The sequence below is a fragment of the Bradyrhizobium erythrophlei genome (genome assembly GCF_900129505.1).
In the GTDB taxonomy this organism is placed as follows: Bacteria; Pseudomonadota; Alphaproteobacteria; order Rhizobiales; family Xanthobacteraceae; genus Bradyrhizobium; species Bradyrhizobium erythrophlei_D.
In genome coordinates this window covers 3,736,094-3,755,013 of record NZ_LT670818.1, presented here as the reverse complement: position 1 = coordinate 3,755,013, position 18,920 = coordinate 3,736,094, and the positions used below count along the sequence as shown (strand labels likewise).

The 18,920-nt window shown below is 62.6% G+C and carries 23 protein-coding genes and 1 pseudogene; 9 read left to right on the top strand and 15 right to left on the bottom strand.

All coding sequences use genetic code 11. The features are described from left to right. Nucleotides 1-3: 3 nt before the first annotated feature. Together B5525_RS17320 and B5525_RS17315 are read right to left on the bottom strand one after the other, a co-directional pair. A complete protein-coding gene (locus B5525_RS17320; RefSeq protein ID WP_079567096.1) occupies nt 4-516 on the bottom strand; it encodes an HPP family protein in 513 nt (170 codons plus the stop codon). Between the two features lie 71 nt (nt 517-587). Continuing rightward, complete coding sequence (locus B5525_RS17315) at nt 588-1,601, bottom strand: TorF family putative porin (protein ID WP_079573465.1); 1,014 nt, start codon at nt 1,599-1,601, stop codon at nt 588-590. A 586-nt stretch (nt 1,602-2,187) separates the two neighbouring features. Between B5525_RS17315 and B5525_RS43995 the strand changes: the two genes are divergently transcribed. After that, a complete protein-coding gene (locus tag B5525_RS43995; RefSeq protein WP_154073274.1) occupies nt 2,188-2,574 on the top strand; it encodes a hypothetical protein in 387 nt (128 codons plus the stop codon). On the opposite strand, the gene glcF is transcribed toward B5525_RS43995, so the two are convergent. The 4 genes from glcF to B5525_RS17290 form a co-directional block, all read right to left on the bottom strand. Then, nucleotides 2,503-3,819: a glycolate oxidase subunit GlcF gene (glcF, locus tag B5525_RS17305; protein WP_079567094.1), complete on the bottom strand. Its 1,317-nt coding sequence runs from the start codon at nt 3,817-3,819 to the stop codon at nt 2,503-2,505. The two genes, B5525_RS43995 and glcF, sit on opposite strands and share 72 nt — an antisense overlap. Then, the gene (locus B5525_RS17300) at nt 3,816-5,054 is read right to left on the bottom strand and encodes an FAD-binding protein (RefSeq protein WP_079567093.1); all 1,239 of its coding nucleotides are present in this window, start codon (nt 5,052-5,054) and stop codon (nt 3,816-3,818) included. Before B5525_RS17300 ends, glcF begins: the two co-directional genes overlap by 4 nt. 133 nt (nt 5,055-5,187) lie before the next feature. Beyond that, complete coding sequence (locus B5525_RS17295) at nt 5,188-6,366, bottom strand: acyltransferase family protein (RefSeq protein WP_079567092.1); 1,179 nt, start codon at nt 6,364-6,366, stop codon at nt 5,188-5,190. Nucleotides 6,367-6,410: 44 nt separating this feature from the next. Further along, entirely contained in the window at nt 6,411-7,904 is a 1,494-nt protein-coding gene (locus B5525_RS17290; protein WP_079567091.1) for an FAD-linked oxidase C-terminal domain-containing protein, read from the bottom strand. Nucleotides 7,905-8,138: 234 nt separating this feature from the next. On the opposite strand from B5525_RS17290, the gene cycA reads away from it, so the two are divergent. Continuing rightward, nucleotides 8,139-8,537 carry a cytochrome c-550 CycA gene (gene cycA / locus B5525_RS17285; protein ID WP_079567090.1) on the top strand — a complete coding sequence of 133 codons (399 nt, stop codon included), beginning with the start codon at nt 8,139-8,141 and terminating at the stop codon, nt 8,535-8,537. A 95-nt stretch (nt 8,538-8,632) separates the two neighbouring features. On the opposite strand, the gene B5525_RS17280 is transcribed toward cycA, so the two are convergent. Next, complete coding sequence (locus tag B5525_RS17280; protein ID WP_079567089.1) at nt 8,633-8,851, bottom strand: hypothetical protein; 219 nt, start codon at nt 8,849-8,851, stop codon at nt 8,633-8,635. A gap of 299 nt (nt 8,852-9,150) precedes the next feature. Here B5525_RS17280 and B5525_RS45375 point away from each other — a divergent pair, with 299 nt between their 5' ends. Together B5525_RS45375 and B5525_RS17275 are read left to right on the top strand one after the other, a co-directional pair. Further along, complete coding sequence (locus B5525_RS45375) at nt 9,151-9,303, top strand: hypothetical protein (protein WP_172899905.1); 153 nt, start codon at nt 9,151-9,153, stop codon at nt 9,301-9,303. A gap of 81 nt (nt 9,304-9,384) precedes the next feature. Next, on the top strand, nt 9,385-9,648 hold the full coding sequence (locus B5525_RS17275) for a hypothetical protein (protein WP_079567088.1): 264 nt from the start codon (nt 9,385-9,387) through the stop codon (nt 9,646-9,648). 33 nt (nt 9,649-9,681) lie between these two features. On the opposite strand, the gene B5525_RS17270 is transcribed toward B5525_RS17275, so the two are convergent. Together B5525_RS17270 and B5525_RS17265 are read right to left on the bottom strand one after the other, a co-directional pair. Continuing rightward, nucleotides 9,682-9,879 (bottom strand): MJ0042-type zinc finger domain-containing protein, encoded by a 198-nt coding sequence (locus B5525_RS17270; RefSeq protein ID WP_079567087.1) that lies wholly within the window; start codon nt 9,877-9,879, stop codon nt 9,682-9,684. Nucleotides 9,880-9,968: 89 nt separating this feature from the next. Continuing rightward, a complete protein-coding gene (locus tag B5525_RS17265; RefSeq protein ID WP_079567086.1) occupies nt 9,969-10,931 on the bottom strand; it encodes an alpha/beta fold hydrolase in 963 nt (320 codons plus the stop codon). 317 nt (nt 10,932-11,248) lie between these two features. On the opposite strand from B5525_RS17265, the gene B5525_RS17260 reads away from it, so the two are divergent. Beyond that, nucleotides 11,249-11,431 (top strand): hypothetical protein, encoded by a 183-nt coding sequence (locus B5525_RS17260; RefSeq protein WP_079567085.1) that lies wholly within the window; start codon nt 11,249-11,251, stop codon nt 11,429-11,431. A 239-nt stretch (nt 11,432-11,670) separates the two neighbouring features. Here the strand turns inward: B5525_RS17260 and B5525_RS17255 are convergent, their stop codons facing one another. Together B5525_RS17255 and ykgO are read right to left on the bottom strand one after the other, a co-directional pair. Continuing rightward, nucleotides 11,671-12,282, bottom strand: coding sequence for a tetratricopeptide repeat protein (locus B5525_RS17255; protein ID WP_154073273.1), 612 nt, complete (start codon nt 12,280-12,282; stop codon nt 11,671-11,673). Nucleotides 12,283-12,456: 174 nt separating this feature from the next. Further along, nucleotides 12,457-12,582: a type B 50S ribosomal protein L36 gene (gene ykgO / locus B5525_RS17250; RefSeq protein WP_002718645.1), complete on the bottom strand. Its 126-nt coding sequence runs from the start codon at nt 12,580-12,582 to the stop codon at nt 12,457-12,459. A gap of 313 nt (nt 12,583-12,895) precedes the next feature. On the opposite strand from ykgO, the gene B5525_RS17245 reads away from it, so the two are divergent. After that, the gene (locus B5525_RS17245) at nt 12,896-13,927 is read left to right on the top strand and encodes an acyl-CoA desaturase (RefSeq protein WP_079567083.1); all 1,032 of its coding nucleotides are present in this window, start codon (nt 12,896-12,898) and stop codon (nt 13,925-13,927) included. A 26-nt stretch (nt 13,928-13,953) separates the two neighbouring features. Here the strand turns inward: B5525_RS17245 and B5525_RS17240 are convergent, their stop codons facing one another. Then, nucleotides 13,954-14,388 (bottom strand): MaoC family dehydratase, encoded by a 435-nt coding sequence (locus tag B5525_RS17240; protein ID WP_079567082.1) that lies wholly within the window; start codon nt 14,386-14,388, stop codon nt 13,954-13,956. Nucleotides 14,389-14,403: 15 nt separating this feature from the next. Further along, complete coding sequence (locus B5525_RS17235) at nt 14,404-14,640, bottom strand: MaoC family dehydratase (RefSeq protein ID WP_244567931.1); 237 nt, start codon at nt 14,638-14,640, stop codon at nt 14,404-14,406. 913 nt (nt 14,641-15,553) lie between these two features. Between B5525_RS17235 and B5525_RS17230 the strand changes: the two genes are divergently transcribed. Further along, the gene (locus tag B5525_RS17230; protein ID WP_079567081.1) at nt 15,554-16,438 is read left to right on the top strand and encodes an amidohydrolase family protein; all 885 of its coding nucleotides are present in this window, start codon (nt 15,554-15,556) and stop codon (nt 16,436-16,438) included. A gap of 15 nt (nt 16,439-16,453) precedes the next feature. Here the strand turns inward: B5525_RS17230 and B5525_RS45840 are convergent, their stop codons facing one another. Both B5525_RS45840 and B5525_RS47835 read right to left on the bottom strand, forming a co-directional pair. After that, entirely contained in the window at nt 16,454-16,888 is a 435-nt protein-coding gene (locus B5525_RS45840; protein ID WP_244568049.1) for a zinc-binding dehydrogenase, read from the bottom strand. A gap of 274 nt (nt 16,889-17,162) precedes the next feature. Then, nucleotides 17,163-17,405 (bottom strand): annotated as a pseudogene (locus B5525_RS47835) (alcohol dehydrogenase catalytic domain-containing protein); the annotation flags it as partial. A gap of 248 nt (nt 17,406-17,653) precedes the next feature. On the opposite strand from B5525_RS47835, the gene B5525_RS17220 reads away from it, so the two are divergent. Beyond that, the gene (locus B5525_RS17220) at nt 17,654-18,400 is read left to right on the top strand and encodes a haloacid dehalogenase type II (RefSeq protein ID WP_079567080.1); all 747 of its coding nucleotides are present in this window, start codon (nt 17,654-17,656) and stop codon (nt 18,398-18,400) included. Between the two features lie 16 nt (nt 18,401-18,416). Continuing rightward, entirely contained in the window at nt 18,417-18,884 is a 468-nt protein-coding gene (locus B5525_RS17215; RefSeq protein ID WP_079567079.1) for a YbaK/EbsC family protein, read from the top strand. Nucleotides 18,885-18,920: the final 36 nt, after the last annotated feature.

Here is an 18,920-nt window from a genome sequence, read left to right as displayed (position 1 = left end):
GCCTCATAGCCAGCGCTGCGGCCATGGCCGGCGGCGGACCCAGCGGTGCCAGAGATAAGCAAAGGCGGCCAGCAGCAACGCGCCCGCCAGCACCGGTGCGAAAAGAAACGACCATGGCAGGTTGTTGGAGACCACCAGCAGCGGATTGATTCCCGCCGGCGGATGAAACGTGCCGGTGACATACATCGCAAGCACGGCCAACCCGACGGCAGCGGCGGCCGCCCAGGCCTGCGGCCCGGTGCAATGGAGCACGGCAAGGCCAACCAGCGTTGAAACCACATGGCCGCCGATCAGCGCACGCGGCTGCGCCGGCTCCACTTGGGGCGATCCGATGACCAGCACGATCGAGGTGGCAAACGGGATGATCACCAGCGGGTAGTGCGATTCGAGCGAGAACCACTCCATGACGCCGATCGCGATCGCCGCGCCGACGCCGGCAACCGCTCCCGCCAGCGCATTGTGACGATCGTTGCGACGGATCGCATCGGCCGCCACCTGCCGCAAATCCCGTCTCATGCGAAACCTCGCCGCCAACGAAAAGGGGCGGCAGATCGCTCTGCCGCCCCGGTCGCCTCGAAGGAATAAACTTACTTCAGGTTGGTCATCGCGGTCAGGTCAGCCGAGAGCTTGGCGATGCCCGCTGCACCGCACCAGTTCGAGCCCGCACCGCCCGGATTGATCGAGGTCACGTTGTTCGTTCCACCGGCAGTGTAATCGCTGGTGAAGGCGTTGCAGTTACCCTTCGACAGGTTGGTATCGGAGTAGCGCAGATCAAGCGTGAACACTTTGTAGGTGAAACCGACACCGATGTTCCAGGTATTGTAGCTGGGCTCAGGAATACCTCTTGTGAAGTTGGGAAAGCCAGCAAGTTGAACGACGCCGTAGAAGGAATCCGAGGTTCCGAGCCACTGACGGCCGAATTCGCCGGAGACGTACATGCCAACGCCGCTGGTTCCGAAGGTCGTGCTCGGCGCGGTCCACTTGCCGGTGATCGACGCATAGTTGCCCCAAGCGCCGAGGTTGAGGAAGTTCGGCGAATAATACTCGTTCACTCCGACCTGCCAGTTGTCGTTGATGGTGTAGTTAACCTTGCCGTACACTTCGAAGAAGCTCGCGTCCTTCTTGGCGACGTTGCCGTTGGGCAGGAAGTTAAGCGGGTTTGCGCAGTCGGCGCTGAGCGCATTTCCAGCGGTATCGAAGGGCGCGCCAAAAAAGCACTTACCGCCCGGGTACAGGTAACCCCAGACGCCGATATCGAACGCGAACGCGCCGAACGTCGGACGGATACCGCCGTAGATGTCGACCTCAGCCGCGGCGCGGTTCGGGAAGGATATGCTCTCGAACGAGGTGCCGATGTAGAGCTGCAGATCCTTGGTAACGTTATAGCGCGGCTCGAAATAGGCAGCGACCGAGGGGTTGTGGTTGGACTGAGTGACACCGCGGAAGATGTAATCGTTCATGATCGCGCTGCCGAAAGCGACATCCCATGGATCGAATGCCGCCGGCGGCGGAGCCTTGACCGCCTTAACGGGCATATCTGCTGCAAGAGCGGAACCCGATACCATTGCCAGCGCCGTTGCTAACAAAACCAATTTCTTCATGACGATCCCCATCACATTTTAAAGATCAGTCCGATTCCGGCGCCCCCCAAGGGCAAGCGACAACCGACTGTAGCGAAATTCCTTAACGTGGCCGCAATTTGGAACGCGCCACCCGCGCAGTGAAGCAAAAAAGACGAGCATCTGCCGACTTTTTAGGCGGAACGGGCTTTCTCGGGAAGGTTGTCAGCGGGTGTTGCATTCGGACAACAATTTTGACCCGTTTCAGCGTCGCTTGGGCGACATTTCCGCCACGGAATTGGCCGGGCCTGGGGGATGCATGATGAAGTCAATCGAATCAAAGGTTGAGTTGGCCCCGTAAAAAAGGCCGCAGCGCCGGGCGCTGCGGCCTTGAAATCCAGTTCTCCGGCAACTCCGGCAAGTCGGTTAGTTGCTTTCGTCTCCGCCAGTGGAGGACGGGGTCGATGAATTCTCACCCGAATGTCCCCATGTCGGCGCGGGGCTGGGGGCGGCCCAGCTCGGTGCCGGAGCGGGCGCCGGAGTCGGCTCAGCCGCGGGAACGGCAGGCTTCGGTTTAACGGGCTTGGGTTTAACGGGCTTGGGTATAGCGGGCTTGGGTATAGCGGGCTTGGCAGCCGCCTTCTTTACCGGGCTCTCCGGGGCGGCGGCCTTCTTGGCGGATTTCTTCGGCGCGGCCGCCTTCGATTTCTTGGCCGATTTCTTCGCAGATTTCTTCGCGGACTTCTTGGCGGATTTCTTGGCCGCCTTCTTACCCGACTTCTTCGCCGATTTCTTCCTCGCCGTCACCAGACTCTTCTTGGCCTTTTTAGCCTTCTTGCCAGCCTTCTTCTTTTTGCCTTTAGCCATCGTGATCCTCCTGTTGCCGCCGACCAATGTCTATCGAGCGTTTCAAGTCGTCCGCCTCAAGCTCAAGGCCCAACGATCAGTTCAATCCCGGCCGGGGACCGCCTGTCGCCCAATCGAGAAGCTCAACCGTGTGCACCACAGGAACTGACGTGCCGCCGGCAATCTGCACCATGCATCCAATATTGCCCGCAGCAATCATGTCCGGCTTGACCATCGCAATATTGGCGACCTTCCGATCGCGCAATTTGTTCGCAATGTCAGGCTGGAGAATGTTGTAGGTCCCCGCCGAACCGCAACACAAATGGCTCTCGGGGACATCTTTCACCACGAATCCGTTCTTGGAAAGCAATTCTTTCGGGGCTTGCGTGATTTTCTGTCCGTGCTGCAGCGAACAAGCCGAGTGATAGGCGATCACGATGTCGCCGTGCTGCTGCGTCGGCTGCAGCGAGATGCTGCCGAGATACTCGGTGATGTCCTTGGCCAGCGCCGATATCTTCGCGGCAGGACCTGCGAAGTCGCGGTCCTCGCGCAGCATGTAACCATAGTCCTTGATCACGGTGCCACAGCCCGACGTCGTCACCAGGATGGCGTCGAGACCGCTCTGCTCGGCCTCCCTGAGCCAGACGCCGATGTTGGCGCGCGCGCGCGCCAGCGCGTCGTCGTCGCGGCCGAGGTGATGGGTCAGCGCGCCGCAGCATTGCTCGTCCTTGACCAGCACCACCTCGACGCCGTGACGGGTCAGGACGTTGATGGCGGCCTGGTTGATACGCGGCGCCAGCACCTGCTGGGCGCAGCCCTGCAGCAAGGCGACCCGCCCGCGTCGTTCGCCCTTCGCCGCAAAAACGCTTCCGCCAGCCGGTCCGGCCGCCGGCAGGCTGGCCGGTGAAAGGGCCAGCATCGCCTTGATTCGCCGCAATAAAGCCGGCGTCCCCGATGCCGCTTTGGGGGTCGGCAACAGGGCGGCCAGCGGCCGGGCGAACCGTCCCAGAATCATGCCGGCGCGAAGCAGGCCGGGCCGCGGCAGAATCCAGGCGAGAGCCGCGCGGAACAGCCGTTCGGAAAGCGGTCTTCGATAGTCCCTTTCAATCCTGGCCCGCGCCTGATCGACCAGATGCATGTAGTTCACGCCCGACGGACACGTGGTCATGCAGGACAGGCAGGAGAGACAGCGGTCGATGTGCTTGACGACATCAGCGGTCGGCGGCCGGTTCTTCTCCAGCATCTCCTTGATCAGGTAGATCCGCCCACGCGGGCTATCGAGCTCGTCGCCGAGCAGCACATAGGTCGGACAGGTCGCCGTACAGAACCCGCAATGCACGCAGGCGCGCAGGATCTTGTCGGCCTGCGCGATATCGGGATCGGCGAGTTGGGCAAGGCTGAATTCGGTTTTCATGCCGCGGAACCTCGTATCATCCGGCCGCGATTGAGGATGTTCTTCGGGTCGAAGGCTTGGCGGACCCGTTCGCTCAGGCTGGCGACCCCGGCCGGCTGGGGATGGAACACATCGACATTGCGGCGCACCTCGTCGGATGCGCGCACCAGCGTGGCGTGCCCGCCGACGGCCCCGACGCGCTGGCGCACCAGCGCGGCCTGAGCGTCGGGCTTCGGGGGCAGCGCCGCCCAGATCAGGCCCCCGCCCCAGTCGTAGATCACGTCGCCGCCGGCGTCGCGCGCGAGTTGCTCGCCGAGCGCGCCGCCGCAAGCCGGCGGGCAAACGATCCGCCACACCGGCCACGCCCCCAGCGGGCCAGCGGCCGCGAACGGAACAACGTCGCGAACGGAGCTCCAGATCGCGGCGGAGGCCACGTCATCGATCGTCTGTGCCGCCCCAAACGGCGCCATGAGCTTGTCGAGCGCAGCGGCGCGATGGGCGGCCGACGCCGCAATCCCTTCCAGCCGCAGCAAGGTAACCGCCTCGCGCGTCGACCCGAGGCCGGCAAGCTCGTTGCCTTCGGCGCGAAACGCCGAGTTCGGCAGATGCGCCGCGGCGGACACATCGAACGGCGAGCCCAGTGCTGCGGTCATCGCCCGGTTGGCGGTGACATCGTCGAGCCCCCGCAAGACCAGCGTGCGCTCGGTCTCGGGCCGCGGCATCACCTTCAGGGTCACTTCCGTCATCACCGAGAGCGTGCCCCAGGACCCCGCCAGCAATTTGCAGAGATCGTAGCCGGTGACGTTCTTCACCACCCGGCCGCCGGCCTTGAAGCTGTCGCCGAAACCGGACACGCCGTGCGCCCCCAACAGATGATCGCGAGCGCCGCCGGCCCTGATGCGGCGGGGTCCGGCGAGGCCGGCGCCGATCATGCCGCCGATGGTGCCGAGGCTCGGCGTGCCCAACAGCGGCGCGGTGTCGATCGGCTCGAAGGCGAACTGCTGATTTTTGGAATCGATCAGTGACTTGACGTCGGCGAGCGGCGCGCCGGCCTGAACGGTGATGATCAGCTCGTTCGGCTCATAGGAGGTCACCGCGTTGAGCGACGACAGGTCGAGCAGCGCGTTGGTCGCCATCGGCTGGCCGATCAGGCGCTTTGAGCCGTGGCCGATGATTTCGAGCGGCTGCTCGCCGGCGATCGCGGCGCGCACCACTTCTTCGACGTCCTTGGCGTCACGTACTTTCAAAGTGTCCACGATTTTGGATCAAGCTCCAGGTTGCTGCTGTCGGCCGGACATGATGGATACTCCGCAAGCGCGTGGATGACGATTGAAAAATCAGCGCCGCCAAAGCGAGACCCTTACTCGAAACATTGGCTCATGCCGAATTCTAGGTGATCCGCCGCAGCGGCGACTTCCGCAAGACGAACGCCGATGCGGCGAAACTGCCGATAGCCGCGAGCAGGGTCAGTACCGCGGCCTTCGCCACCGGGTGGAGCGTGAGCCCTTGCAGAAGGATGGCAAAGCCGATCAGGATCGGCGGGTGGATGAGATAGACGCCGAAGGCATTGTCCGACAGCCACCGCGCCCCCTCATTCTGCCGGTCGAAATTGCGCCGATAGACCGCGAGCAGCAGAAGGCCCATTCCGACGCAGACGAGCGCTTCCCAAAGGCATTTTCCGGCGCTGACCGGGTTGAAACCGCCGACATATTGCGCGGTCTGGCCAGACAGCGCGCCGCCAAACAGAAGCAGCGCGGCGAACAAGGGGACCGCGGCCGTCAGCGTGGCCGACGCCCAAAGAATGCAGACACGTTCCGACAGCCCCATAATCCAGCCGCCGCGATAGCCGAACGCGCCGGCCGTGTACATCAGGGCGTATTGGGGGAAATCGCCGGGATGCACATTGAGCACGGAGGCATCCTCCGTCACGGCGATCCGAACCACAAAGGTCGACGCGGCCATGAGGGCGATGAAAGCGGCTATCGACAGACTGTCGCGACCTTTGTTGCCGAGTTCGATCCTGGGCTCGTTCCATCCCCGCAGGCGGATCAAACCGTAGATGACCGAGAACAGCAAAAGGACCGCGCAAAACCACATCGGCCCGGTTTCCGACAGCCACTCCCCGTCCTGGAGATGAAGCAGCCATTGGTGTAGAAAACCGCCGGTTCCCCACGTCCGCGACAGGAAATACTGGGTCAGGGGACCGATCACCAGCATGTAAAGCAGGGTCGGCAATCCAAGCCGGATAAACCGGTCACGCACGAACGGCGAGAAGCCCTTTCGGTCGTAGGCGGCCGCGGAAAAATAGCCCGCAATGAAGAAGAGCAGCGCCATGAAGAACGCCTGCAGGAAGCTCTGGTAGACGCCGAAGAAAAGCTTCGCACCGAGGCCCATCGCTTGCCGATCCGTATAGTACCAGTTCCCGAACGGGCTGTAGGTGTCAGACGCGTGCATGCTCAGCACCAATATGATCATGGTCCATCGGATGTTGTCGATAAACAGCAGCCGCTTCGCGCTTCGCGCCTGCGTCGCCGCCCCCATCGTCGCACGCATCGGGATGTCAGCCATGTCGCGCCACCCGCATCGCAAGCCACAAGGGCCCGCCAAGCCTTTTAAAACCGTGGAATCTCCGCGAACGCCAGCTTGCCGCCATGGACGTGCATGCGCCCGAGCTCGGCGCAGCGGTGCAGGGTTGGAAATACCTTGCCGGGATTGAGCAGGCCCTGCGCGTCGAACGCGCATTTCAGCCGCTGCTGCTGGTTGAGATCGATCTCGCTGAACATCTCCGGCATCAGATCGCGCTTTTCGATGCCGACGCCATGCTCGCCGGTCAGCACGCCGCCGAGTTCGACGCAGGCCCGCAAGATATCGGCGCCGAAGGCTTCGGCCCGCTCCATCTCGCCAGGCTTGTTGGCATCGTACAGGATCAGCGGGTGCAGATTGCCGTCGCCGGCGTGAAACACGTTGGCGACGCGGAGATCGTATTTGACGGAGAGGTCGCGGATCCGCGCCAGGGCCTCCGGCAATTTGCCGCGCGGGATGGTGCCGTCCATGCAGAGATAGTCGGGCGAAATCCGCCCCACGGCGGGAAAGGCCGCCTTGCGGCCGGCCCAGAACAGATTGCGCTCGGTCTCCGAATTGGAGATCTGGCAGGTGGTGGAGCCGCAGCCTTGCGCGATTGCTTCCACCCGCCTGATCAGTTCATCGACTTCGACCCCGGGGCCGTCGAGTTCGATGATCAGAAGCGCCTCGACGTCGAGCGGATAGCCGGCATGCACAAAGGCCTCGGCGGCGTGGATCGCCGGTTTGTCCATCATTTCCATGCCGCCGGGAATGATGCCGGCGCCGATGATTTCAGCCACGCACTGACCGGCCGCCTCGACTTGCGCAAAACCGACCATCAGGGCGCGTGCGGTCTCCGGCTTCTGCAGGATGCGCACCGTAACCTCGGTGATGACGCCGAGCAGGCCTTCCGATCCCGTGATGATCCCCATCAGGTCGTAGCCCGAGGTCTCGGCCGACTTGCCGCCGATCCGCAGGATTTCCCCGGTGATCAGGACGATCTCGCAGCCCAGCACGTTGTTGGTGGTCATGCCATATTTCAGGCAATGCACGCCGCCGGAATTCTCCGCGACATTGCCGCCGATCGAGCAGGCGATCTGCGACGAGGGATCGGGCGCATAATAATATCCGGCGTGGGCGACCGCCTGGCTGATGGCGAGGTTGGTCACCCCCGGCTCGGTCACCACCACGCGGTTGTCGAAATCGATCTCGCGGATGCGCTTGAATTTGCCTAAGCCCAGCAGCACCGCGTCCGCAAGCGGCAGCGCGCCGCCCGACAGCGACGTGCCGGAGCCGCGCGGCACCACCTTGATGCCCTGCTCGAAGCAGTATTTCAGCACCCGCGCGACCTGTTCGGTGGTGTCCGGCAGCACCACCACCATCGGCGGCTGGCGATAGGCCATCAGCCCGTCGGACTCGTATGGGAGCATTTCGGCGGGACTGTCGATGACGCCCTCGCCCGGCACGATCGCGCGCAGCGCCGTCACGATTTCCTCGCGGCGGTTCAACACCGCCTGATCCGATGCCGGCATCAGAATGGCCATGTCTGCTTCTCCCCGGGGACGCCTGACCAGGCGAGCGACTCTCTGCTCGCCGATTTCTCGTGGCAAATCAAGCATGTCTGGACCGCTTTGGGTAGCTCGCACGCGGAAATGAAGGCAATCCGAAAGACGTAGGAAACCCTTGGGCGTTTTGACGGCTTGTCCACCGCGAGCGGCCTATGCAACAAGGGCTGCGGCATCGTCGCCCCCTCCCCCCGAACCCATGAAGAGCACATCATGAAAAACCCGACCCTGAGCGCGCTGCTCGTCATCGCAACGTCCGCAGCCGCATCGAGCGCGCTGGCGCAGGACGTTGCGGCCGGCAAGACGTCCTTCAACAAATGCATGGCCTGCCACTCGATCGGCGAAGGCGCCAAGAACAAGGTCGGCCCTGAACTGAATGGCCTCGACGGCCGCAAGTCGGGCACGGCCGAAGGCTACAGCTATTCCGACGCCAACAAGAATTCCGGCATCACCTGGAACGAGGCCCAGTTCAAGGAATACATCAAGGATCCGAAGGCGAAAGTTCCGGGAACCAAGATGGCTTTCGCCGGCATCAAGAACGAAACCGAAATCAACAATCTCTGGGCGTTCATTTCGCAGTTCGACAAGGATGGCAAGATCAAGAGCCAGTAGCGCCGTGATCGCCGTTAACCGGGATTCAGCGGCTTAACGGGTCGAGGAACGACGATCTTTCGGCATCATCGACGGTGGTGCCGAAGGCCGCGAAATCAGCGCGCGCCCTTGAGCGTGCACGACGTCGAGCACGTGGTCGTCGTGCCACGGTCGCATTTGATGCAGACCGCCATGCACTGATCCATCGCTTTGGGATTGAAGCGGCTGTACAGCTCGGTTGCGCATTTATTGTGGATTGATCCCGTCACCTCCTCCTCTGGATAGCAGGACGTCATCGCCAGCGCTGCGACGGTTAAAACAACGAAGCGTCGCATGAACCCTCCGTGTCAGCTGTTGGTTATGGGCTCGGGCTCGGACCGCACCCCACCGGGGCCCGCCGGCTCCAGCGGCCAGATTGCACCCACACAGCGATTCTCGCCAGTCGGTGGCTCCGCCCGTCGATGCTCAAATCACGCCGCGGCCGACCATTTTCCGCCTGCGCTGCAGCGATTAATTTGCTGCGATTTCGTCGAATCCACCGGCGGGATGTGACCTCGTTCACACACGTCGAACGCCGGCTGGGCTACGAGTGGTGAACGGTCCCCACGATGGGGGCCGAGCCTGGAGATCGCAAATGGCTGCTCTCGCAAAGGTTCTTACGCGCGTATCCGGAACACGGGTTGACGTCGAGACGCTCAAGACCATTATCATGTTTTGCGGCGTCGGCCTGACCGTGTCTCTCCTGCTTGCGTCCTACGGACTGGATCTCAGTCCGGGCTTTTTCTGATACCCTGGCCTTTTGTTTTAACGCGTTTTCGCTATGCAAACCGGTGTCCACTTCGCTCGAAAACGCCTTGAGGACATTTCCATGAAATCGTTTTGGCGGTTGAGTCTGGTTGCCGTGGTCATGTTCGCCGAACCGGCCTTCGCGCAGAAGCTGGTCGATCCGAATGCCGTGGCTCCCGAGTATCGCGAGGCTGCGGCAAAGCGCCGTGCCGAGCAAATCAAGCAAATGCAATGCCGTCATCAAGTCGATGTGGCAAAGGTGCTGCCACGAGACCAGACGGCGGCCATCAACCGATGCCTGGAAGATGGCCCCAATCCGACGACTGCGGCCGCCCAAAAGCAGTAAGGCCGCCAGCGGAGGCGGCCTCGCTCGCGACGCTCACTCGGACCCTCGCTCGAAAGTCTTTTCGGGCTGAACCGTGAGGCGAATGGCGACTTCGGTGGAGCCGTCGAAAACCTCGAGCAGATGGTTGCAAAGCAGGCAACGATACTCGCCCCTTGGCCCACCTATGGAAACCAGTTCAATCCGGCGGTAACCGGCATTGCATTGCGGGCAGATGATATCGGACTTCTTCATGGTGGCAGCTTACCATCCCGCGGCTGCAGTTCCAACACGGCAGACCCAGGCTTCAGCTTCAATCGAGCCCTGCGTGTTTGAGGGCCGCCCTATTTGGCGACAGCCGCGGCGCGCCGTGCGCGCTCACCGATCAGGGCTTCGATTTCCGCGGTCACGAGATCGGGCGCGGCGTATTGGATCATATGGCCGACCTCCGGCAGCACGATCAGTTTGGCATCGCTCACCGCGCTTGCGAACGGCAGGGAATGAATACTGGTCGTCACGGTCTTGTCGACGTCGCCCGAAATCACCACCACCGGCGCCTTGATGTTGCCGTAGCGCGGCGCCTGTTCGTCAACCGCCGCCTTCAGCGTCACCAGATCCCTTGCATTGGCAAGAGATTCGCGCGGCCGCAGCAACAGCGGCGTCGCGGTATCGGCGACGAAATTTGGCGGCATGATCTGCGGCAGGAACACATCGCGCGCCCCCGGCCCGGCCAGAAGGATGCCGAGCGGCAGCGTGACCGTGTAGGCGAGCAGCGGGCCGATCAAGGGCGTGGCAACGGCCCTGTTGTACCACCCGACGCCGCCCCGCCATGGATAAGCGACCGGCGCCAGCATCACCAGGCCCGCGACACGTTCGGGATAATCGAGCGCGATGCGCGCGCCGAGGGCGCCGCTCCAGGAATGCACCACGAAGATCGCGGATCCGACGCCGAGTTTATCAAGGGCCTCGTCGATCATTCGGCCCTGAATGGCCGGCGTGGAATCTTCCAGACGCGCGCGCGTGCTCCAGCCATGGCCTGGACGATCGATCAGGATCACCCGATGATTTTTGGCAAGCCTGTCGCCGAGCGGCCCGCGCATCACCTCGAGATTCGAGCTCGCACCATGGATCATCACGACAGGCGGACCGGCGGCATCGCGCGGCCCGATCTCGAGGACGTTGAGTTTCGCGCCGGCGACCTCGATCATCCTGCCCTGGGCAGGATAAAGGCGCTCCAGGACAAGGACCCCGGCCTGCGTGATCAGCGCCAGGATCGCCAGCGCCGCCACGACAACCATTGATATCATTTGCAATGTCCGGATGAATGTGGGCACCCCTGAGCTACGGTTCCGGGAGCGGTGCGGTTTCGTGGGCGCCCATTCTGCCACAAGGATACCGTTTTTGCCGTTACCCACAAAATCTGTGCGGGTTTTTGCACCCGCCTGCAACGTGCCTTCATATCGCCGTCATCAGTAACTTTATATTCATCGGTCAGCCGCAGCGTTGCGAAGTGATGGGCGCGCGCCATCAGGCTGTCGTCGTTGGGACCTATCCACGCAATCCACAGGAACGCGGAGCGGGCACCAGGGATTTGTTTGTTCAGGGACAACTAGAGGGTGCTTCGATGAGTTCCAGACCGAGCGAAAATGCCATCGACCGGATCGTGGCAAGCTGCAATGGCGACCTGCATAGCGCGCTGAGGGCGCTGCTGCTGGTCAACGAGCAGTTGGAGGCAGAGCTTCAACAGCTTTACGCGGCCGTGGCCCTTGGCGGGCCGTTCGAGCACGGCAGTGAGGTGCTGCACTAGGGCCTGTTGCGTTTGACGCGTCTTCTTCAGGTAAATCAGCTCAACTTGGCTTCTCGACTTGGCTTGAAGACGCCCCGGTTCCGCCTGCCGCGACGATCTTGGCCGTCGGCCGGCGGATTGGCGAAGTCGGCTCCGGCTCATAATGGTCCGGCTCACAACGGTCCGGCTCAAAATGCTCCGGCTCACGATCGATCGTGAGGGACCGTGGCTGGCACGCGAACAGCGCGCCGGGAAATCGATCAGATATCGCGGCCTTCGACCTTTTCGCTCAAGGTCTTGACCAGCTCCGGCACCTTGTCCATGTGCGGATTGATCGCGAGCGCCCTGCGGAAGGCATCAAGCGCGCGCTTGTTGTCGCCGAGATCCTGCATGATCATGCCCAGCCCCGCCAGCGCGCCGAAATGGCGGGGTTCGCGGATCAGCACCTGCTGGATATCCTGCAGCGAGCGGCCGTAATCATTCTGCAGGTAATAAAGCGTCGCACGCCGGTTCCAGACCTCGACCCAGTCCGGACGCAACTTGACCAGGGCATCGAGCAGTTTCAGCGCGACGTCCGTCTGCTGGGCGTCCATCGCGACCTTGGCGCGCATCATCAGCAATGCGGCGGTATCGCTCGGGGTCTGCAGCCACTGCGCCCAGATCCGGGCCTCGACATGCTTCGCGCTGGTTTCGTCGGGCGCTACCTTCAGTGCGCCGAACAGGAAGTCCAGTCCGCGGGTCTTGTCGGCACCGACCTTCGGCAGCTTGCTCGGAGGTTCCGGGAGCCTTTTTTGCTGCGCCGGCGGCGCGCCATGCGGATCCTGGGCGGACGCGACCGCCGGCACCGCCGCCACCATGACGGCAATGAGCATGGCGGCCGCACGACCGCGATCAGGGAATCTCAATGCCATCCTCAAAGTCTAGACCCGCAAAAACGCGCTGCAAAGCAGCAAACGCGTCAAACCCCCGTGAGGGCGAAATTTCCGAAGGGGCCGAAGGGTTGGATAGCCGGGATCAGGCTCGACTCACCCTGAATCAAGCCTCGATCAACCCTGGCGCGCCTTGAAGCGGCGCTGGACCTTGTTGATCACGTAAACCCGGCCCTTGCGGCGGACCAGACGGTTGTTGCGGTGACGGCCGCGCAGCGATTTCAGCGAGTTACGGACCTTCATGGGACAATCCTGATGCGTTGAAAGGCCGTGTTGGACAGGCCGAAAATGGCAAAATGGGCTTTATCCCGCCGGTAGCCGAGCCACCCGGGACGGGCGGTTTCTAAGCCATCGAATGGCCGAATGTCAATCCAAACACGACACCGCGCGGCCGGTATCTGCGTTCCAGGGAGGCCGGCCCGGGGGCGGATCCTGGGAAAATAAGCAAATTTGCTCAAAGGTTTATACCCGCGCCCACGAGAATTCGTGTATCAGGAGTTGGGGTTATTCGGCTGACAACTGCGTCTGGCGCAGAGATTGGTATCTCGATTTCGCTATGACGACACCCCGTCGGCCTGCAACCAAGGCAGCGGCACTGGTCGCCGCTGACCTCGTCCTCCCGCTCGCCGTGCCCGCGCGGCTGCCGCTGCCCGCGGGCGTAAAACCGTTCCGGTTCAACTGGCCCCATATTCTCGTGATCAGCGCCTATCATGCGGCGGCGCTATTGGCTTTCATGCCCGGCTATTTCAGCTGGAGCGGCCTCGTCGTCGCCCTGCTCGGCACCCATCTGTGCGGGCTGTTCGGCATCAACCTTTGCTATCACCGGCTGCTCACCCATCGCGGCCTGAAATGTCCGAAATGGCTGGAACACGCCATGGTGATCGTCGCGATGTCCTGCCTCCAGGAAACGCCGGCGCGCTGGGTCGCCGTCCACCGAAGGCATCATCAATTCGCCGACGAGCAGCCGGACCCGCACAGCCCGCTGGCCAATTTCTTCTGGGCCCACATGGGATGGATCCTGGTCAACCAGCCGGAGCTCGCACGGCTTGGCATTTACCAACGCTACGCCAAGGACATCCTGCGCGATCGTTTTTACCTCGCGCTCGAGCGCAACAACTGGCTGGCCTGGATCAATCTTGGCCAGATGCCGCTGTTCTTCGGCGCCGGACTAGCCGTGGCATGGCTGTCAGGCCAGACGCCGGGCGCTGCGGCCGAGAGCGGACTCAGCATCATGATGTTCGCCGTGTTCGTACGCACGGTGCTGGTCTGGCATATCACCTGGGCGGTGAATTCGGTGACGCATCTGTGGGGTTACCGGAACTATGAAACCGACGAGGACAGCCGCAACAATTTCCTTGTCGGCTTCATCTCCAACGGCGAAGGCTGGCACAACAACCATCACGCCGATCCGCGTTCGGCGCGCCACGGTCATCGCCGCTGGGAGATCGACAACACCTGGCTGACCATCCGCTTCCTCGCCTGGCTTGGACTGGCGACCGATGTGGTGGCGCCGAATGCCCATCTCGCCGGGCGGCCCCCGGGAAGCCGGCTGACAACCCGCGGAACGACCGGCGTCCCGGCGGAGTGAACGGCGAGCCCTTCACCTCGCAACGATCAGCGCGGGAATTCGACCATCGCCTCCCCGGTGGCGACTTTTTCGCCGGCCTGGTTACGCACCATGACGTCGATCAGGACCCAGCGCGAGTTCGCGGTGGCCTGCTTCGACTTGACGATTCCGCTCGGCTGGATGGTGTCGCCGGGCCGAACCGGCTTGACCCATCGGGTTTCGAGGCGGCGGTGAACGGCGCCGGCCGGATAGGCCCAGTCGGTGATCATCCGCGAGATCAGCCCGAAATTGTTCATGCCGTGCATGATGACGCCGCCGAAATTGGTCTTGCCGAAATTGCCCTTCATGTAGTCGTCGTCGAGATGCAGCGGGTTGTAGTCAAGCGAGGCATCGCAGAACAGCCGGATGGATTCGCGGCTGACCGCGAATGTCGGCCCGTCGATGGTGTCGCCGGCCTGAAGCGTTTCGAAATTCGTCGTCATGATTTTCACTCCCCGTCACTGCGGCCGGATGGTCCAGCCACGGCCCGAGCAGATCACCTCGCCATGCTGGTTGAAGAAGACATTGTCGTGCACCACGAACAGCCGCTCGCGCTTGATGAACTTGTCGAGCGCGCGGGCCTCGAGCCGGATGACATCGCTGGGCCGCGCCGGGATGTTGTAGCTCCATGATTGTCCGGCATTGACGGTGCCCGGACTGCGCATCCAGTCGTCGGCTGGCGTACAGGCAAACATCAGGAGGATGTGGATCGAGGGTGGCGCGATCAGTCCGCCATAGGGCGTGGTTTTGAATTACGGTGACAGTGCACACAATTGACCTGCGCCGCCTTCGGGAACCTCGTGTCGTATGTTCCGCGCCCGCCGACCCGCTGGCTTCAAGCTACGGCCCCCGCCCAGCGGATTTGCGCGTAAAATCTAATTTCCTGAGCCGGATCAAGCTGTTTCTACCTGTCCAGCCCCTTTCGAAAAAATATTCTGGTTTTCCGAAACCCCAAATCACTTGTATATCCGCCGCCGTCCACCCCACTTAAGGGGCGTATCGCGATCGTCACGGACGCGGGGCTGGATGCGGTGGCCGCAAGCGGCGCTTCTGACGAGAGCGTTTTGCGTGCGGACGGCAAAATCGTGTGGTCCTGACGCCTCGACGCCGGCGTCAAGTTTGCGGGAAGCGATTTTCGCAAGCGACGGTGACAAGAAAGCCCGATCGCCGGGGAGAGTACGACATAAGCCGTAAAGCCATTGCGTGCGGGGGTGCCGGGTGATTTCCGGTGCGACCGCTGTGAATACTCGTGTGCATCTTCTACTACCACTTCGCACACGAGGCTGCGGGTGCACTGGGCACCCGGCATTCCCCACGCCCTCTCTTTGGGGCGGAAGTTTTATCATGCCTCGGGCGCGTTGCGCGGCGAGAGTGATACGCATGTGTTGGAGTCAATGTGCATGTGTTGAAACCGTCATTGCGAGCGAAGCGAAGCAATCCACTCTTTCTGTTGCACGATGGATTGCTTCGCTGCGCTCGCAATGACGGCCTTAATGACCATGCCGGGCTTTCTGAAAATTGAGCCAGATACTCCGGGCCACTTGCCAAATTTGTTATATCGTATAATCAATTCGCCCTGCATAATCAAGCCTGCGCCGGGGAAGTGAAATGTCCAAATTGAAGCTGCCCAACATCGAAGACGTCGTGGCGATCGACATCCACACCCATGCCGAGGAACCCTGCGGCATGCACGGCGACGACGGCTACGACGATTTCCAGGCGCAGATGGCCGACTATTTCAAGTCGCCCAACAAGCATCCGCCGACGGTGCCGGAAACCGCGGCCTATTACCGCTCCAAGAACATCGCCGCGGTGATCTTCCCGGTCGACGCCGAGCGCGAGACCGGCTTTCGCCGCTACAACAATTACGAGATGCTGGAAGTCGCCGCCGAGAATTCCGACGTGCTGATCCCGTTCGTCAGCATCGATCCGCACAAGGGCAAGCTCGGCGTGCGCGAGGCGAAGAAGCTGATCGAGGAATACGGCGTCAGGGGCTTCAAATTCCATCCGACCATGCAGGGTTTTTACGCCAACGACCGCATGGCCTATCCGCTGTACGAGGCGATCAACGACGGCGGCGCGATCGCGCTGTTTCACACCGGGCAGACCGGCGTCGGCAGCGGCATGCCCGGCGGCATGGGGATGCGGCTGAAATATTCCAACCCGATGTACATGGACGACGTGGCGGCGGATTTTCCCGACCTCAAGATCATCCTCGCCCATCCGTCATTCCCGTGGCAGGAAGAGGCGCTGTCGGTCGCGACCCACAAGCCGAACGTCTACATCGACCTGTCCGGCTGGTCGCCGAAATACTTCCCGCCGATCCTGGTGCGCTACATCAACAGCATTTTGCAGGACAAGATGCTGTTCGGCTCGGACTGGCCGGTGATCACGCCCGACCGCTGGCTTGCGGATTTCGCCAAGCTCGACATCCGCGACGACATCAGGCCGAAAGTATTGAAGGCCAATGCGCGCAAGCTTTTGGGAATCTGAAGCAGCTTGCGGCGCTCAAGGCTGCATCACGATACATTCGAGATTGCCGGCGTCGGCCGCTGCTTCCATCGCCTCCGGCAAAGCGGCAAGCGGATAGACGCGCGGGCGGATCGGGCTGATGTCGAGCAGCCCGCTACGCAACAAATCGAGCAGGTGCCGGTAGGCGCGCGCGGGGTACATGAACTGGCCGAGGATTTCCCAGCTGTTGAGCATCACCGTGGTGTAGGGAACAGGCAGATCGATGGTCATGCTTCCCATCAGCACCAGCCTGCCGCCGCGGCGAAGGCTGTGCAGCGCGGCCAGCGTCGATTTCGGATCGCGCGCCTGGCCGACCATGTCGAACGCCATGTGGGCGCCGCCGCCGCAGGCCTCGCGGAGCGCGCTGGCGTCTTTCTGCACGTCGCCTTTCAGTACGACAGTCATAACGCGCGAACCGCCGGCGCGCGCCACCGCTTCGAGCGCGTTTCCGTCGCGTCCGGTCGCAACGACCCGCCCCCATCGCGACCGCGACCAGCACCGCCGCCGTGCCGTAGGCACCGGTTGCACCGTTCACGACCAGCGTCTCGCCGGCCGCGAGGCGGCCCCGGAGCAGCCCGCCATAAGGGATGATGCAGCGGCCGATGGCGACAAGCTGGGCGGCATCGATGTGGTCCAGTCCTTCCGCAGGCGTGATCGCCTCAACCGGCATCAGTGCATATTCGGCAAGCGTGCCGTTCGGCCAATCTGCCAGAACCGGCGCCGCGTCCGGGCTCGCCGTCAGGCCGATCAGGACCTGCGCCGGATCCTCGACATTCTCCGATGCGACGAAATGCGACGACAGCACCACGCGCTGCCCCGGTTTCAGATGCCAGACGTCCCTGCCCACCGCCTCGACGATTCCGACCCCATTGGTCCCGATCGTGAACGGGCCGGGCGGCGGATTGTAGGCGGGCAATTTTCCTTCCACATAGGCCTTGATGTACGACATCAGCGCCGAGGCCTCGATCCGCACCAGCGCGCTGCCCGGACGCGGCTCCGGCGTGCGCACGTCATTGAAACGAAGCTCTCCACCGAGCCGGTGCAACTGCCAGGCCTTCATACCTATCTCCTTTGTGACTGCCGCCCTGCGCATGAGTGGTATTGCACTATGGACGGCGGCGCCCGGCAGAACCATAATCCGTTCCGGCGCTGGCGAAATATCCACTCACGTTCCGACATGTCCACCGCGAGTTCCCGATGACCATCAAAGCCGTTGTATTCGACGCCTATGGCACGCTTTACGACGTTCAGTCGGTAGCGGTCGTGACCGAGGAGGCGTTTCCCGGTTATGGCGACATCGTCACGCAGATCTGGCGCATCAAGCAGCTGGAATACAGCTGGTTGCGGTCGCTGATGCGGCGTTATCAGGATTTCTCCGCCGTGACGCGGGATTCCCTCGCCTACACGCTGCGGGTGCTCGGGCTCGCGCATGACAACGACGTGTTCGACCGGATCATGGACAAATATCTGCATCTCGATCTCTATGCAGACGCGACAACCGCGCTGGCAGCGATGCGAAATCGAAAGCTTGCCATCCTTTCCAACGGCAGCCCCGCCATGCTCGATGCGCTGGTCGCCAACAGCGGCCTCGACCGCGTGCTGGATGCCACCATCAGCGTGGATTCCAGGAAGATCTTCAAGCCCGCGCCGGAGGCCTACACCCTGATCGAATCCGTTCTCGGCGTGCCGCCGGCCGAGGTATTGTTCGTATCGTCGAACCCGTGGGACGCCTGCGGCGCCAAGGCCTTCGGCCTCAACGTCGCCTGGATCGAACGGGTGCCGGTGGAGGCGATGGCGCTCGCCTGCGTCAAAAGCGACGTCGTGGCCCCGCTCACGATGTTCAAGGCGATCCGCACGCAGATGGATGAACTCGGGTTGGAGCCGGACTACCGCATCCGCGCCTTGTCGGAATTGCCCGGCGTGGTCGCCGCCCATCGGCCGTGAATGCGAGTTTTCGTATATGAGTATTGAATCGGTCCGCGCGTTTTTCGCGGAAAAAGCCCCCGACATCGCCGTGATCGATTCGCCGTCAAGTTCGGCGACGGTGGCGCTGGCCGCCGAGGCCTATGGCGTCGAGCCGGGGCGCATCGCAAAGACGCTTTCGCTCCGGGTCGGCGAGCGCGTGGTGCTGATTGTCGCTGCCGGCACATCGCGGATGGACAACAAGAAAGTGAAAGCCCTGTTCGGGGGAAAACCGAAGATGCTCGGCCTGGACGAGGTCGCCGGGATCACCGGCCACGAGGTCGGCGGCGTCTGTCCGTTCGGACTGAAAACGCCGCTGCCGGTTTATTGCGACGTGTCGCTGCGGGCATTCGACGAGGTGGTGCCGGCGGCGGGCTCGACCCATAGCGCCGTGCGCATCACGCCGGCGCGGATGGCTGAGCTCGTCAATGCCGAATGGATCGACGTCTGCCAGCACCAATCCTGACGGTGATCTACTGGTCGTCGTCATCCCGCGGCGCGG